The sequence below is a fragment of the Ferrimonas balearica DSM 9799 genome, assembly GCF_000148645.1.
GTDB classification, from domain to species: domain Bacteria; phylum Pseudomonadota; class Gammaproteobacteria; order Enterobacterales; family Shewanellaceae; genus Ferrimonas; species Ferrimonas balearica.
In genome coordinates, this window is record NC_014541.1 from 3850382 (window position 1) to 3867214 (window position 16833).

General features: G+C 61.1%; 7 protein-coding genes. 1 reads left to right on the forward strand and 6 read right to left on the reverse strand.

Annotated elements, in window-relative coordinates; translation table 11 throughout:
• Window positions 1-31: 31 nt before the first annotated feature.
• From FBAL_RS17450 to FBAL_RS19730, 3 genes are all read right to left on the reverse strand, one after another.
• The gene (locus FBAL_RS17450; RefSeq protein WP_013346914.1) at window positions 32-2398 is read right to left on the reverse strand and encodes a phosphoketolase family protein; all 2367 of its coding nucleotides are present in this window, start codon (window positions 2396-2398) and stop codon (window positions 32-34) included.
• Between the two features lie 192 nt (window positions 2399-2590).
• Window positions 2591-3016 (reverse strand): autonomous glycyl radical cofactor GrcA, encoded by a 426-nt coding sequence (gene grcA, locus FBAL_RS17455; protein WP_013346915.1) that lies wholly within the window; start codon window positions 3014-3016, stop codon window positions 2591-2593.
• A 118-nt stretch (window positions 3017-3134) separates the two neighbouring features.
• The gene (locus FBAL_RS19730) at window positions 3135-4085 is read right to left on the reverse strand and encodes a LysR family transcriptional regulator (RefSeq protein WP_013346916.1); all 951 of its coding nucleotides are present in this window, start codon (window positions 4083-4085) and stop codon (window positions 3135-3137) included.
• 393 nt (window positions 4086-4478) lie between these two features.
• Here FBAL_RS19730 and FBAL_RS20760 point away from each other — a divergent pair, with 393 nt between their 5' ends.
• Window positions 4479-9893 (forward strand): S8 family peptidase, encoded by a 5415-nt coding sequence (locus FBAL_RS20760; RefSeq protein ID WP_013346917.1) that lies wholly within the window; start codon window positions 4479-4481, stop codon window positions 9891-9893.
• A 50-nt stretch (window positions 9894-9943) separates the two neighbouring features.
• On the opposite strand, the gene FBAL_RS17470 is transcribed toward FBAL_RS20760, so the two are convergent.
• The 3 genes from FBAL_RS17470 to FBAL_RS17480 form a co-directional block, all read right to left on the reverse strand.
• Window positions 9944-10621 (reverse strand): SDR family NAD(P)-dependent oxidoreductase, encoded by a 678-nt coding sequence (locus tag FBAL_RS17470; RefSeq protein ID WP_013346918.1) that lies wholly within the window; start codon window positions 10619-10621, stop codon window positions 9944-9946.
• Window positions 10622-10645: 24 nt separating this feature from the next.
• Window positions 10646-11602: a LysR family transcriptional regulator gene (locus FBAL_RS17475; RefSeq protein WP_013346919.1), complete on the reverse strand. Its 957-nt coding sequence runs from the start codon at window positions 11600-11602 to the stop codon at window positions 10646-10648.
• 222 nt (window positions 11603-11824) lie between these two features.
• The gene (locus FBAL_RS17480; RefSeq protein WP_013346920.1) at window positions 11825-16795 is read right to left on the reverse strand and encodes a S8 family serine peptidase; all 4971 of its coding nucleotides are present in this window, start codon (window positions 16793-16795) and stop codon (window positions 11825-11827) included.
• Between the last annotated feature and the right edge of the window lie 38 nt (window positions 16796-16833).

Genomic DNA, 16833 nt, shown 5'->3' on the forward strand with positions numbered 1-16833 from the left:
ATCCATCATGCCGCCAGTGCCACTGCCAGCCTTAGCGGGACCACACCCAGTCGGTGATCTCCTGAGGGTCCACCCCATGCGCCTTGATGTAACTGCGGTGGTCCACCAGGCGCTGCAGCATATCGGTGGTGATCTCAATGTGCTGGGCATCGGTGATCACCCCCTGCTGGAACGCCTTGTAGGCCATATCAACCACCAGGTGGTAACGGCTGGTGCCGTTACGAACGCCCATATCAAACGGCGTGGTGGTGGAGCCCTCCTCGACATACCCTTTGACCCGGCAACGCTTGATGCCCGGGTAGTTGAACAGCAGCTTATGGATGGTGTTGGGATAGCCGTGGTAGTTGATCACCACCCCTTTGTCTGACGTGAAGAACTGGTCGAGCAGCTTGGGCTTACGGCCATACTTGAGGCTGCCGATGCCGTCGGAGGTCAACTCTGAGATGTTGACGAAACGGATCCTCAGCTCCGGCAACAGTTGGCGGATGATCACCAGCGCCGCCATGCACTCCTGGGTCACGTAGTCACCGCAGGAGGCCAGCACCACGTCCGGCTCTTCATCCGAGGCAAAGTCCCAGATCATGATGCCCTCTTCACTCTGGCGCCGCGCCTCCTCGAGGGTCAGCCACTGGGGCAGGGTTTTCTTGCCCGCCACAATCACATTGAGCTTGTCCCGGTCATCAAACGCCTTCTCCGTGTAGCACAGGGTGCTGTTGCCGTCTGCCGGCAGATAGGCGGAGATGATGGTGGGGTGCTTCTCCAGCATCGCCCCCAGCAGAGAGGGGTTCTGGTGGGAGTACCCGTTGTGGTCCTGCCGCTCCAGCAGTGAGGAGAGCACCACATTGCAGGCTGGAACCGGCTTACGGAACGGCACCCCCTGGCTGGCGTAGACGTATTTGCAGTATTGGTCGCACATGGAGGAGACCACCTGGGCGAAGGCTTCGTAGGTGGGGAACATGCCGTGGCGTCCCGTCACCGTGTAGCCATGAAGCATGCCAAACAGCAGGTTTTCGGAGAGCAGCTCCATCACCCGGCCATCCCGGGCCATGTCCTGATCCCAGGGTTCTATCGGCCACTGCCAGGCCCGATCCGTCTCCTCAAAGACCGCCTGCAGTTGGTTTGAGTAGGTTTCGTCCGGGCTGAAAATCCGCAGATTGCGCTGCTTTGAGTTCAACCGGAACGCGTCCCGCATCCACTCGCCCATCTTGTTCATGGAGACCCCACGCTGACCTCGTGGCGTCTCCGGACCATAACTGAGCTGACGCAGGTCCGGCTTATTCAGTGGCCGGACAATCTCGCCGCCATAGGAGAGGATCTGGCGACCAATCCGCAGATGCTCGGGAGGGATTAAAGAGCGGATCTCTTTATCAAACTTCACCTCCCCTTCATTGGTGATCTTGTAGAGGTCATCAAACTGGTAACTCTCCAACCACTGGTTCAGCAGGGACAGGTGCTGCGGGTTGCTGGCCGCCTGGTTGATGATCACCTGGTGAGAGTCGCAGTTGCCCTCCAGTTTCTTGCCATCCGCCTCTTTGATCCCGGTCCAGCCTTTGGCGGTTCGCATGGCGATAAGAGGCCAGCGGGGCTTGCTGACATCCTCGCCGCTGCGGGCCCGGGTCTGGATCTCATCGATCGCTTCCATCGCCCGGTCCATGGCGTCCGCCATCTGGGCGTAGACGTCCTCCTTACGCTGATCGTCAACGATCAGCACTTCGTAGCCCAGCCCGGTAAACTCCATCCGGATCTCGTCATCATCCATCCGGCCCAGTCGGGTGGGCCCGGAGATCTTGTAGCCGTTGATGTGCAGAATCGGCAGCACCGCGCCACAGGTTGCCGGGTTGACCAGACGATTGGCATACCAGGAGGCCGCCAGGGGTCCGGTTTCCGACTCCCCGTCACCGACCAGCACCACGTTGATCAGGTCCGGATTATCCAGCGCGGCCCCCCACCCCACCGCCAGGGAGTAGCCCAGCTCACCCCCTTCCAGGATCTGCCCGGGGGCCTCCGGGTTAGCGTGGGAGGGGTAGCCGTAAGCGGCGGAGAACTTCTCACAGATGTTGCGCATCCCCGCCTCGGAATAGGGGATGGTATTGGGATAGAAGTGGGACAGAGAGCCCTCAATAAACAGATTGGCCTGCACAGCGGGGAAGCCGTGACCCGGCCCCACCAGATAGAGGAAGGGGCGCTGATGCTGACAAATAAGTCGGTTGATATGGGCGTAGACAAAGGCGATGCCGGGACAGGTTCCCCAATGCCCCAGCAGCCGGGGCTTGATGTCATCGTGCTGCAGCGGGCGCTTCAACAACACATTCTGCTTCAGGTAAATCTGTGCAACGGAGAGAAAATTGCTGGCGCGCACCATCTTTTTCAGAGCGCTTAACTCTTTCTTGCTGGCCATGTCTGCCTCGCTTTCACGATCGGAAGTGGGAGAGAACTTAGGCCGTTAAGGGTAGTTGGCTGGTCGCTGATTTGCGTGGAGGGACGGGGGGGAATCGCCAGATTCGATGGCGGGGCAGCTGTCCGCGGAGAGTGACGCCCCGACAGGCATAAAAAAAGGGAGCCGATGGCTCCCTTTTTTGCGCCCTGACGCTTACAGGCTCTGGGTGAAGGTACGAGTGATAACGTCCTTCTGCTGCTCCAGAGTCAGAGAGTTAAAGCGCACGGCGTAACCGGATACACGGATGGTCAGCTGGGCGTTTTCGGACAGCACGTTGTAGTCGTCGTTGGACGCCTCACCGGCTTCGATACGCTCACGAGCCTGCATCACTTTTTCCAGAGTCTCACGCTTCAGAACGTTCACGTTCAGGTGCTGACCACCTTCACGCACCGGCGGAGCCTGTACGTTCAGTTCACGGGACTCGTACTCGCCCAGTTCGGCCAGGGCAACCACCTGATCGGCCTCGTACTGAGACGCCGCTGCCAGGCAACGAGCCTGTTCGCTGGCGTCGTCGATCAGCCAGATGCTGTTGACCAGGTTGGGGTTCGCGGATTGGGTGATTTGAATGCCTTTAACCATGGGGTACCTCTGGGCAAGCCAAATTGTGTGATAACTGTCACACACCCTACCTGAATCCGGCCCATTTTTCTCGCGATCAATTCCCCCGCAAGCATGAGCAACCCTAATCCGAATGGGGTTATAAAATGCTGCTGGCAGAGTCCACAATACGCTGTGCTTCGGCCACAATGGCATTCACCAGTTTTTCCGACGCCGGCGGCTGGGTTCGGCCCTTCAGCGAAACAATACCAAAGGTGGCCTGAATCTCATCCAGATCCCCCACCCGAAGGACACCCAGTTTCTGATCCACCAACTCCTGGTGGACACTGGCCAAGGGCGTCAGTGCCACCAGATGGCTGTCAAACAGCGCCGGTTTCACGGACAGGAACTGGTCAAAGCGAACAATGCGTCGTCCGGCCACCATCGGCCCAAGGGTTAACCCCGGAATGTGGCGTTCCAGAAATGCATCGGGCAAGTTCCGCGGCAATGCCAGCGGGTATTGCAGCAGGTCGCTCAGTTGCAGGTCACGGCGGGCCAGCAACGGGTGTTGAGGGTTGCAGCACATCAACGCTGGCTGGGGCGCCAGAGGCACCACTTCCAGTGCCTCATGGTGGTCGAGCCCAGTGGCGGCCACCTCATCGATAAAGTAGTTGAGTTCACCCGCCTCCAGCCAGGCCAGAGAGCGACGCCAGTTGTCCACCCGCAGCTCCAGATTCAGGGTGGGGTGCTCACGGGTGAGCTCACCCACCACCGGGCCGATCAGAGTCTGAGCCGGAATGGGACTGGCCCCAAGGGCGATCTCACTCCAGTCACCGCTTTGCATCAGCTCCAGCTCCATATTGAGCTGCCTGACGTCCCGCAGGATCCGTTCACCGTGTCGCAATACCGACTCGCCATAAGGGGTTAACGCCACCCCACCCCGCTGACGGTCCAGCAGGCGAGCCTCCAGCAGCTCTTCCATCCGTTGAATGCTGCGGCTCAGACTCGGTTGACTCAAATGCAGCGCTTCCGCTGCGGCGCTAAAACTGCCTTTTCGGCACAGCATCAGGAAATGACGCAGGTGCCGGATCTCCATGGTATTCGTGCGCATCGTCGTCCTCTACTTCCCACTTCCCCATCGCACCAGGCGATAGCCGGGACATGCTCAGTTCTTGTTATCTATGCCCTCTATACATTTCCGTGAGGCATTTTGTGTCTTCTGCATCGAATGGTAACAGAGCCATATGCACCAGTAACCTTTTTTTAACCTACCAAAAAACCCAGTTTGCTCGGGATTACCGTGGTAAGTGGCCCGCAATCAAAGTATGCACAATACGCATAATTGTTACACGAATTTTGCATTGGATTGATAATTGTTAATTCCGCAACATCAGATGCAGAGCAGTAAAACTGCCGGCTCTGGAGTCCCGTTGTTGCCACTTGGCAGGGAGAGCAATAACGACATGACCAGGGAACGCCCCACTCGGGGCAAGAGGGTTTAACCATGCAACTGAAGAAAGCGACTCTGATGACGCTGGCGGCGATCTACGCCGGTGGCGTCGGCACCATTGCCGCCGCCCCTTCGGGCCATCAGAACCAGTACAACGGCAGCGACCTGCGCGCCGTCAATCTCGCCGAAGCGATGATTGAACAAACCGAACAGGTACGCCGCCATGACGGGATGGAAGAAGCGATGCGCCCCGGCGCCATCGGTCTCAACGTCCACCGTGCCATCGCCCCGATTGGCGCCAAGGTTCCGTTCGAGTGGGAGCAGGACCTTGATGCTGGCGATCACACCTACATCATTCAAATGACCGACGCCCCGGTGGCACTCTATCAGGGCGAGCGGGCCGGCTTTGAAGCCACCTCTCCCCGTGTCAATCAGCCGGCCATGCGCAGCAGCCAGCGTTACGGCGCATTGAACGTCAACACCACCGCCGTGAAGAGCTACCGCAGCTTCCTGACCGAGCAGCAGGATCTCACCGCCAACCGCATCCAGTCTGTGGCCCCGGGCGCGCAGATTGAGCGACGCTTTAGCATCGCCCTGAACGGCATGACCATGCGCCTGAGCCAGGCCCAGGCCGCCGAAGTGGCGAAGATGCCCGGCGTAAAAGCCGTGACCCGCGCCAAGGAGTACCAGCTGTTCACCGATGTTGGCCCCGAGCACATCGGTGCCGACAAGCTGTGGCAGGGCCAGGGTGTGCCGAACAACCTGAACATCAAGGGTGAAGGCATCATCGCCGGTATCATCGACACCGGCATCAACAGCGACCACCCCTCTTTCGCCGACATCGCCGGTGACGGCTATGACCACACCAACCCGTTTGGTGAAGGCAACTACGTGGGTGATTGTGCCGAAGACGCTTACGCCCACATGTGTAACGACAAGCTGATCGGTATCCGCTCCTACGACATCATCACCGACACCTTCAAAGACCCGATCTTCCAGCCGGAGCTGGGCCCCTGGGATTACGCCGACTACAAGCGTCCGCCCAACGGTGAAGACTACAACGGCCACGGTTCGCACACCGCCGGCACCGTTGCCGGTAACCTGCTGTATGACGTGCCCTTTAAGCTGGGTGGCACCGAAGAGGTCCACGATGGTTTCGATACCCCGCTGATCTTCCCCGAGGTCTCCGGTGTGGCCCCCCGTGCCAATATCATCGCCTACCAGGTGTGTTACCCCGGTGGCGGTTCCTATGGTGAGTCCTACGGTGGTTGTCCCGGCGACGCCCTGGTGGCCGCCATTGAAGACGCCATCCTCGACGGCGTGGATGTCATCAACTTCTCCATTGGTGGCCTGGAAAGCCTGCCTTGGTATGACGCCATCGAGATGGCCTTCCTGGCCGCCCGTGAAGCGGGCATCTCCGTGGCCGCGTCTGCCGGTAACTTCGGTTCCTACGGGCCGAGCCTGATCGACCACGTATCGCCCTGGCTGACCTCCGTGGCCGCCAGCACCCACGGCCGTGAGATCACCGCAGAAGCCGGTTCTCTGGGCAGCTTTGTCGGCGCGGATGCACCGGCTGAAATCGTGGGTCAGGGCATCACCGGTAACTTTACCGGCACTCTGGTGGACGCCGCTGACTTTGGCGACGGACTCTGTCTGGAGCCCTTCCCGGCCGGCACCTTTGAAGCCGACCAGATCGTTCTGTGTAAGCGCGGCGACATCGCCCGTGTGGCCAAAGGCGTTAACGTTGCCGAGGGGGGCGCAGGCGGTGTGATCCTGTACAACGCCCTCTCCTGGGACGATGGCACCGGCAGCAACAGTCTGAACCTGAACCCCTTCCCGATCCCGGGCCTGCACGTGGATTACGCGGCCGGCCAGGCACTGGTGAACTGGGTTGCTGCCACGGATGCCCCGCAGGCCACCATCACCGAGTCGGTGCTGATCACCGCTGAGCGTGAAGCTGACGTACTGGCGGGCTTCTCCTCCCGTGGCCCGTCCATCTCCAACCCGAACGTGATGGTACCGAACGTCTCCGCCCCGGGTGTGGACGTCTTTGCCGCCTACGCGGACGAGATGCCCTTCAGCAAGTACCCGTCTCCGACCGACTACGCCGCCATCAGCGGTACCTCCATGTCCGGCCCCCACGTTGCCGGTGCCCTGGCTCTGCTGACCCAGGCTCACCCCAACTGGACCCCGGCCATGATTCAGTCCGCGCTGATGACCACCGCGCTGCCGGGTAAGTCATACGACTACAGCTACCCGCCGAAACTGGTGGATGCGAGCTTCTACGAGATGGGCAGCGGCGTGATCAACGTGGCCCGTGCCGTTAAGGCTGGCCTGGTGATGGACGAGAACGGTGACAACTACCGTGCCGCCAACCCGGAGCTGGGTGGCGACGTGACCGCGCTGAACGTGCCCTATCTGGTCAACAACGACTGTCAGGGTACCTGCACCTGGATGCGGACCTTTACCGCCACCACCGATGGCACCTGGACCGTCACCGCCGAAGAGCTTGAGGCCGATGGCGCCCCCTTCCTGGAACTGTCCGCCACCCCGAGTGAGTTCACCCTGAAAGCGGGCGAAAGCCAGAGCATCATGGTGACCGCCAACATCCTTGATGTGGAAACCGTTAACGTCACCTCCGCCAGCAACGAGGTGTTCGGTAAAGTGCACCTGACCCCGGCCGACGACAGCCTGCCGGATCAGTACCTGCCGATGATGGCGCGCTTTGGTAACGACAGCCTGCCGCAGATCGTACAGGGCAACATTCACCGTGATGCCGGCACCATGCTGACGCCGCCGCTGATGACCCGTGAAATCACCGAGCTGGGTGTGAGCGTCAGTGGCCTGGTGGCCGGTGAGATGATGTCGTTCCAGCTGCCCAAGGCGATGGACTACAACTTCCGCGACCCGGACTCCCTGGCTGCCGCCGATGGCATCGCCATCCACTTCTTCGATGTGCCGGAAGGCACCCGCCGCCTGGTGTGGGAAGTGGCCGAAGAAGACCGCCTGGTGAAGTCTCAGATCGACATCGGTATGGATCTGAACGACAACGGCAAAGTGGAGTGGTACGACGAAGCGATCTGTTACTCCTTCACTGACCTGAACGACTACTGCACCATCAACGACCCGACTCCGGGCCGCTACTGGGTGATGGTAGGTAACTACAAGGACGCCTACGACGGCAGTGCAGAGGTTGCCGACAACATCACCATGAGCCTGGCCATGGTTGGCTCGGACGACGATCAGAACCTGATGGTGTCCGGCCCGTCCAGCACCGACGGTCTGAGCCCCTACCAGCTGCAGATGGACTGGAACCTCGACAGCGTTGAGGAAGGCCAGCGTTTCTATGGCCTGATTGAGGTGGGCAACACCCCCGAGAACATCGGCAACATCGGTAAGATGGGCATCAACCTGACCTACGCCGGCGATGATGTGATGGTTTCCTCCAACAAGCCGCAAGCCGGTGAAGGCGATATCGTGACCTTCGAGGTCGAGGTTCTGCCGAATCTGCTGGGCCTGGAGCGTGACGTCACCCTTGATGTGGAACTGAGCAGTGGCCTGCAGCTGCTGGAAGGCTCCCTGAGCGCCATCAGCAGCAATCAGGATCTGGCCAGCCAGCTGGTGATTGAAGGCAACAAGATCGGCCTGAACACCACCCAGATGGCCAGCAACGCCGTTGACCGCCAGTACCTGTTCACCACCAGCGTGGACGACGCGACCTGTCGCATTCCGATCGGCTCTGACCCGTACTACCTGGACCTGTATGACGAAGCCTACATTGAGCCGGATCCGGCCATCCAGGGTGCCGCCAACCAGACCGTGATGGCCTCTCTGTCCATGTTCGGCCTGAAGGAGATCCCGCTGTACGGTAACGCCGAGCACATGGAGCGCGACATCATCCAGTTCTCGCCGGGTGGCTTTATCCAGGTCGACTCCCTGCCGCTGTTCTGGGGTGCGCACTATCCGATGGACGCGGACTTCTTCCCGGACACCGTGATTGGTCCGCTGTGGCGTGGTGACGGTAACACCCTGTACGAGTTCAACATGGAGACTGAGTCCTACGATGGTGTGTCCATTGCGACCACCACCGACGGCCGCTACCTGGTTGTGGAGTGGGATAACATGCGTCAGGGCTTTGCCTGGGGCATCAACTTCGACCCGGATCCGGATGCGCGTTACAGCTTCGAGCTGATCGCCTCCACCGAGTTGGACTTCACCCCGGGTGAGCACGAGTTCATCTACGCCTACGACAAGATCACCGGCGCCAAGTCCAACCTGGGCTCCATCGGTCTGCACGGCTACTACGGCCCCCGTGGCACCTTTGGCCCGGCCTACGGCTACCTGGGTGACAGCTACGCCTTTAACGACGTGGATGAGATGGTCGAAGAGGGCATGGTGCTGTGTGCCAACTACCAGGGCCCGGAGCAGTCCGCCATCACCCTGAGCTTCGCCGCTCGTGTCAGCGCCGCTGCCACCGGTCAGGCCCAGTCCGTGACCGTGACCAGCGCCTACACCGGCAGCGACGCTCTGGTGTCCACCACCGTAGTCGACGTACCGGGCAACCTGAGCATTGGCGCCCTGTCCGACATGACCGTTGAAGAGAATGGCAGCATCAGCTTCGACGTCATGGTTCAGGACCGCGAAAACACCGCCAACGGCATCAGCATCAGTGCTGACCACGTTGACGCCACTGTAGAAGGCCATCGGGTTACCCTGACGCCGGAAGCGATGTGGCACGGTGACACCATGGTGACCGTGACCGCCTACGACCTGGCTCACCCCAACGATGCCGCCAGCACCGAGTTTATGCTGACGGTGCTGTCCGATGGCGAAGCTGAGGCTGTGCTGAAGAGCGTTAACGCCTCCGCGACCGTAAGCGGTAACACCATCATGCTGAGCGCAGACCCGGTAATCGAAGGCACTCAGGGGATGGACAGCCTGACCGAAGCCTGGACCCAGCTGTCCGGTCCGGAAGTCACTCCCGCAGCTTCCATCATGGACGCCGAGGTGGGTGAGTACCGCTTCGAAGTGACTTACAACCTGAACGGCAAGTCCATCAGTGCCGAAGTCACCGCCACCGTCAGCGATGCCGTAGCAACTCTGGTAAGCATCAACGCCTCAGCCAGTGTCGATGGCGATACCATCACTCTGTCTGCAGAGCCGATGATTGATGGCACCCTTGGCCTGGATACCCTGGCTGAAAGCTGGACTCAGGTGTCCGGTCCGGAAGTCACTCCGGCCGCCACCATCAGCGGAGCCCCGGTTGGTGACTACGTATTCGCGGTGACCTACACCCTCAACGAGGAGAGCATGAGTGCTGAAGTATCGGTCTCCGTAGATCCTGCGCCGGCACCGGTTCCGCTTCCGACTCCTGAGCCGGAAGAGGAAGAGAGCTCCAGCAGCGGCTCACTGGGCACCCTGGCCCTGATGATGCTGGCTCTGCTGGGCTGGCGCCGCCGCACCGCCTAACGACTCTCAGCCAGTCCAAGCCGCCCTTCGGGGCGGCTTTTTTGTGCCGGTCAGAAGCGGCCGATGCTCATCTCGATGACGTAGCAACTGGACTTGGCCGACAGGGCGTCAACGATGTATGCCGCCGCCTCTTCCGGGGCCATAAAACCGCTGCTGTCCACGTGGTCAGAGCCGGCCCAGAAAGCGCTGCGGATGCCACTGGGATAGAGGTTGACCAGGCGAAGGGGCTGCCCTTTCAGCTCCGCCCTCATCGACTCCAGAAACCCGCGCATCCCCCACTTCGTGGCGCAATACACCGCTTCATGAGCCTTGCCCGTCTGGGCTGCCGACGACAACACATTGGCCAGCACCGCTTCCCGATCCCCCCAGCGACGCACCACTTCCTGCGCCACCCAAATGGTGCTGTACAGATTGCTGTTCAGCATCGCTTCTACCGCTTCGCGACTGAGGCCGGACAGGGCACCAAACTGCCCCACCCCGGCACAATGCACCACCCACTGTGGCGCCCCGCCCCACGCTTCGGCGTAATCAAACGCCTGATGCACGGCCTGAGGGTCCGACAGCTCAACGCTGATCGGCAACACCCGATCCCCCAGGGACTCCGCCAGCGCAGCCAACTTTTCGGGGGTGCGTCCCATCATGGCGACCCGGTGGCCGTCCGCCACCAGTTTCAGGGTTAAGGCGCGCCCCAGCCCTGAGCCCGCACCGGTTACGATCTGCATGGACATCCTGCTCTCCTCTCTCCTGCTCTGTTAACAAGGATAGAGTTCCGGCTCCTCCCGCACGACCACTTTTGCCTGCTGCTCAATCGCGGCCAGCAGTTGTTGTGCGGCTGGCGGCGCGGTGCGGCCTTTCAGCGAGAGGATGCCGTAGTGGGCCTGGATCGGCTCCATATCCACCACCCGCAACAGCGCAAGCTGCCCCGCCACCAACTCGCGGTGAACACTCAGCTGCGGGGTTAGCGCCAGCACCTGTCCGCCCTGGATCGCCGGTTTCACCGCCAGGAAGTGATCAAACCGGATAAACCGCCGACCCGCCACCATCGGGCCCTCCGTCAACATCGGGAAGTGTCGTTGCCAGAAGGGACGAGGCAGATTGCGAGGCAGGGCCAGGGGATACTGCAACAGGTCCGCCAGGGTGACCTCCTGCCGGGCCATCAACGGGTGCTTCGGGCTGCAGCAGAACACCACAGGCTGAGGCGGTAAGGGTTGCACGGCCAGTCCTTCCCGGTGAGCCAACCCCGTCGCCTCAATCTCCTCCACCAGGTAGTGCAGTTCGCCGGACTCGAGCAGCCGAAGCAAACGCTCCCACCCCTCCACTCTCAACTCCAGATTCAGAGTGGGGAAGCGCTCTGTCATCGAACCCAACACCGGGCCGATCAAGGTCTCTGCCGGTATCGGGCCCGCTCCGATGGTGAGCTCAACCCAATCCTTTTGGTGAATAAACTCCAGCTCCTGACTCATTTGCCGCACGTCGCGAACAATGCGCTCGCCGTGGCGCAGTACGGCTTCGCCATAGGGCGTCAGCACCACTCCGCTGCGACGACGGTCCAGCAGCTTGACCTCCAGCAACTCTTCCATGCGCTGAATGCTGCGGGTGAGTGTGGGCTGGCTGATTCTGAGCAGCTCCGCCGCGGCTCTGAAACTGCCCTTGCGACAAAGCATCTGAAAATGACGCAGATGACGGATCTCAATCATGTTGGTGCGCATCGTTACCCCTCTGTTCCGTTCACCTGAAGTCGGGCCCCCTTCCGCTGGTCACCACAAAATGAGGCATCGGGCCTTCTGAACGCTCGATGCACTTCCGATTGATGCGCCAAAAAGGAGAGTAAGAACAGTTAATTGATTCTTAAGTTGACAGCTTTCACTGGGTGGGGCGAAGCATCAGGGCCCTGAAACCAGGGCCCTGTTTTCTCGCAGACTGGCGATGGCTCAGTGACGTCGGCGTCCGGCCAGAAGACCAAGCAACAGCAGACTAAACCAGCCGAAGCTGCCGCTGTCCGACTTGGGTGCTTCGGGCTCCGGTTCCGGTGCCGGATCCACGCCATCAGACAGCACCGTCAGGGTGAAGCTGACGCTGTGCTGGTCATTGGGGTTAACCTGGTCACTGACGGTGACGGTGACTTCGGTTTCGCCATACCAATCCGGCGCCGGGACCAGGTCGAAGGTGTCGCCGGAGCGATGCCCATGCACCACGGCAGTGATGTGCTCCCCGGTGACGCTGATGGTGTTCGGAGACACACCGCCGTCGCTGTCGCTGTAGTGCACCGGGATCCCTTCTACCACGCCATTTTCTTCAACCTCCTGGTCGGAGATCGCCTTAACCAGAATGTTGGCGGCCACCGCGATGGTCGTCGACTCGGTCAGCAGGCCGACGCCCCCCACCTCGGCCTCAACATCAACGCGCTGCTCACTGCCGTAGGCCGCGTCGGTCACCTCAACCTGGAACGCCAACTGCACCTGACTGGTGGCGTCATTGACGATGTCATAGCAGACCACCAGACCGTCACTCAGAGCGGCTTTCAGATTGTCCTCCGCGAACGCCACGCCACTGTGGCCATAGAGAGGGTTGTAGCCAGCTCTCGGGCCCCAGTAACCGCGCAGACCAATCACGCCGTTGCCATCCTGACTGCCGAAGTCGAGGTTGTCGTAGGCCATGATCACCTCGAACTGACCCTCGTCGTGGCTGCTGTGTTCACGCATAAACATCTGGAAGTCGTAGCGGTCATCGCGGGGCGTCACCACCTCATTCCAGTCCATGTCCCAGGACTTGTCGTGGGTCTGTGCGCCCTTCCAGCTCAGCAGGGTGTAGTGGTCGTAGTAGGCGATGTAAACGCCGCTGGAGAGCGCGGGATCCCAGTGCGGGGCATACATCGACAGCGTCCACTCCTGCTCCCAGGTGAGGGGATCCAGCCGGGCGTTATGCCAGGGGGCCAGAACGAAATCGGGCGGAGTGCCGTAATCCTCCCCGGGCATCGGCATCTGCACCTGGTGCAGCCCGATGTCCCAGGGGTTGTACTGCAGGTAGTCCGCCTGAACCCAGCCGCGCGAACTCAACACCACCTTGTCGGTTCGGAAGTAGTCGCCGTTATCGAAAGGCTGGAAGTCATTGGCAAAGGTCGGGATCTCCACATCATGAACCCAACTGCCCCAGCCCCACTCATTCTCCTCGTAGAAAGTGCCCCAGCTTGGCGCAAAGCCAAATCGGGTCAGGTCCACGAACTTGCCATCCAGCGGCTCACCATCGGGATAGTCGATGGCCCACGGCGTCCGGCACTGCGGATTATCCAGGTTGGTGCTGACCTGGTAGTGCGCCTGCGTTGCGGAAGTGTCCGCCTGAACGTCCTGCCACTGGAGGCCGGTCTCGGTGGTGACCAAACCTTCGAGGTCCGGCAGGGAGCCGGGAATCAGCGCCAGCCCATCCGGCAGGGTGACCGCCAGATCCACCATCCGATCCTGGCCGGTCCGGTTGGCCTGAGTGAGCACCGACAGCTCAACGATCTCTCCGACCCGAGCCGCGCTCTGGGACGCGTCGGCGGTCAGCAGCGGCTCTCCTCCGTGCAGGTTCACCGGCATCATGATGACCGACCCCGGCTCAGCCCCCTCAACCTGCACCGCGACGGCGCTGTAGAGGGTCTGGCCCGGCTCCGGTGCCTGGTGCCACTCAATGGTGATGTCGGAGTGTTTGGGGTTGGCGGCGTTGCTGTCAAAGCGGGTGGTCAGTGTCTGGCCCGGCGTTTTGCCCAGCGTCACAATGCCAAACTCGTAAGTATCCACGTTCTCCCATGGGTACAGTATGTAGTTCGCCAGCAGCACCTTGTAGGTACCGGGTTCGGGGTGCTCAATGCTGCAGTACTCCCCCTTGGAGGTTTGCGGCAGCTGAGAAGCGCAGATGGCTTCGGACAGGTGCAGGCGACCATCGCCGTCGTAATCGCGCAGTACCCAGAGGTCGACATCGGCGTAATGGTTGAGCGGGTCATCGATACTGGAACTCAGGCGGCCGAACACCTCTGCCCGCAGCAGCGCCGTATCCTCGGCAACGGTGACATCAAACACCCGAACGTTATCCAGTTCGGTGTTCCAGAACCCCTCGCTGTCCACCATGGCAACGCCGGACTGCAAGCGCGGCAGCGCCACCTGATGCACCTCGGCGGGTACCGGCTCATACGCCTCAGCGGTCAGTGCACCGGCTGGCACGCCAAGGGACACATCCGGCACCACCTGCTGCCCCTGATCGGAGTGCGTCAGCACCTCAATGCTGTTTGGCAGCGCTTTGCCCGCATAACTGGCCAGATAGGGCCAATAAGCACCGGGGCTACGGCCATCAGTGCTGTTGAACTGAATCTCCCCGAAGGCGTGGTGATAGGCCCCGTCATACCAGGCCAGATCGATGTCGGAAAAGGCGACGGAGACCGTCAGGTCGACCGACTCTCCCGCTTTCAGGGTGAACTGGTTTGGCGTGATGGTGACCTTGGCGGTGGGGTCCAGCGCGTAATCCCAGAACAGCGGGTGCTCTTCCCCTGCCACCGACTCCACGGCCCAACTGCCATCCCGGGTCGCCCGAACGGTTCGGGTCCAGGAGCACACCCGGCCACAGTCGTTGTTGATCATCTGCGGCAGGTTCAGGTCACGAACACGGCCGCCGTTGTGGGGGTTGGCCCGGCGGAAGTTGTCCGCTGATTCATCCATCACCAGCCCGGCGTTAACCGCCCGCTCCACGTTTGCCAAACCATGGCCAGCGCGGAATATGCCCGCCACCTTGATGGGGTAGGGATAGATCGGATAGGGCGTCTTGATCGCCTGGCTGTCCGCCGTCATCTGCAGTGCCGATTGAACCTCAGCAGCAGTCCACTGCGGATTGGCCTGACGGATCAGGGTCATCATCCCGGCAACGTGTGGGCTCGCCATGGAGGTTCCGCTGATGGCATTGAACGCCCGGGTGTCACCATAGGGGTCAAAGGGGTTGGTTTCGGTCCAGGCCGCAAAGATGTCGACACCCGGTGCCGCGATACCCGGAGAGAACAGCTCCTCAACGGTACTGGAGGGCCCGCGGGAGGAGAAGGAAGCCAGCCAGTCTGCGTCCTCCGGATTCACCACCCGGTCTACCTGGGACGCACTGATGGTGCCGGTCAAGCCGGTACCGGATTGCAGCCAGGGCAGCAGGCCGGGGGTATTCCAGTCGCCATAGTACTGCTCAGCGGTCAGGTGGATACCGGGGATCACATAGGTGTCATCCGCCACCTCGTCCCCTTCGTCCCAGGTGTTGTAGAGGACAAACCCGCCCGCGCCGCCGTCACGAACATTCACCGCCTTCTCGATGCGGGCGATGTCGCCCCGCTCACAAACGACGATGTGGTTTTCCAGAAAAGTGCCGGGGGCAAAAGGGCTGTTACAACGGGCGTCGCCAAAATCGGCGGCCAGCACAAATTCGCCGGTAAAGGCGGGCGAAATCCCGGCGCCCTCAATGGTGCCGGGATTGAGGCTCTCATCCCCACCGCTCAATCCCTCGAGCGCTTTGCCACTGATGGCGATGCTGCGGGCATGTGTGGTGGCGGCCACGTTCAACACCCAGGGGGAGGTATGGTCAACGGTATAGATCGAGTCAGTGCCTCGCGATGCCCCTGCGTTACCGGCCGACAGCGCCACGGCAACCCCCGCCTCACGGGCAGAGAGGAACGCCATCTCAAAGGCGTCATCCCAGGGGAAGCTCTCACTGCCACCGATGGACATGTTGATCACGTCCACGCCATCCTTGATCGCCTGCTCAATGGCGAACAGCATCGCCTCCCCCGGACAGCCACCGACCGGGTGGCACACCTGATAGGAGATCAGGTTCGCGTGGGGCGCCACCCCTGAGATGCGCGGCATCGCCACCCCCATTGGGATGCCAGCACCGCCGCCAAACTCCGGCGCCACCACATCAACGTCATAGAGCACGTTACCAGCAACCGTACTCGCCACATGACTGCCATGCCCGTTGTAGTCCTCGCCGACCGGCTCGGCCCCCGATGCCGCACCGTACTCACCCGTAATTGAGTCGTGGGTATACAGGCCAATCAATTTATCGTTACAGCGGTCGGCATACTCGGCCAGGGCGCAGTCGCCCAGGTAGTTGCCTGTGCCACGGGGGTTGGTGTGGACATAGCCATCGCCCCCCACTGCCGCAAAGGAGGGATGACGGGTATTGATGCCGGTGTCGATAATGCCCACCACCATACCGGCGCCGGTGTAACGCCCACCGTCATGGCTGGTGGTGCCCTCCCAGATGCCCGGAGCGCCTACGTGCTCCGGCCCAATGTCGGTGTGCAGCTCATAGTTTCGAGAGCGCTGAACGAACGCCACTTCGGGCATCTGAGCCAGCCGCATCGCTTCCTGCTGGGTCATCTCGATAGAGAGGGCGTTAATGGCGGTAGTAAACTGGCGCCGTACCTGCCCCTGAACCTGCTGAATCAGCTCCTGCTGGGCACTTAAAAGATGATTGGTGTAGGCGCTGATCGCCGCGCCGGAGGTTCCGGCTGTCCCCGTCCCAAAGAGCTTCTGCCCCTGCTGCTGACGCTGCAGTGCTGGCCTGGTGGCAGCCAGGCCGGGTAAGCGGCCGTCATAAGTGGCGACGGGAGCATCCTGAAGCTGCACGATATAGACGGCCGTACCATCAAATCGCTCCTCCGGCGCAAACTTTTCCTTCGCGGATTTTGGCACCATCGGGATGTTGGCCAGACCATCCCGTCGTAAGGGGCTCAGCTGTTGTTCTGCTTTCTGTGCCTGAGCCTGCTGTTGATGTTGATAGAGCGCCATCGCATCGATGGTTGTTGGAACCTGCTCATCGGTTCCCTGCGCTCCGGCCAGTGTGCCCGCACTGTACAGTGCGCTGGCAACCATCATGGCTACGGATTTTATATTCACAACTCTTCTCCCTGTTATTATCGCGCCGCGGAAATGTT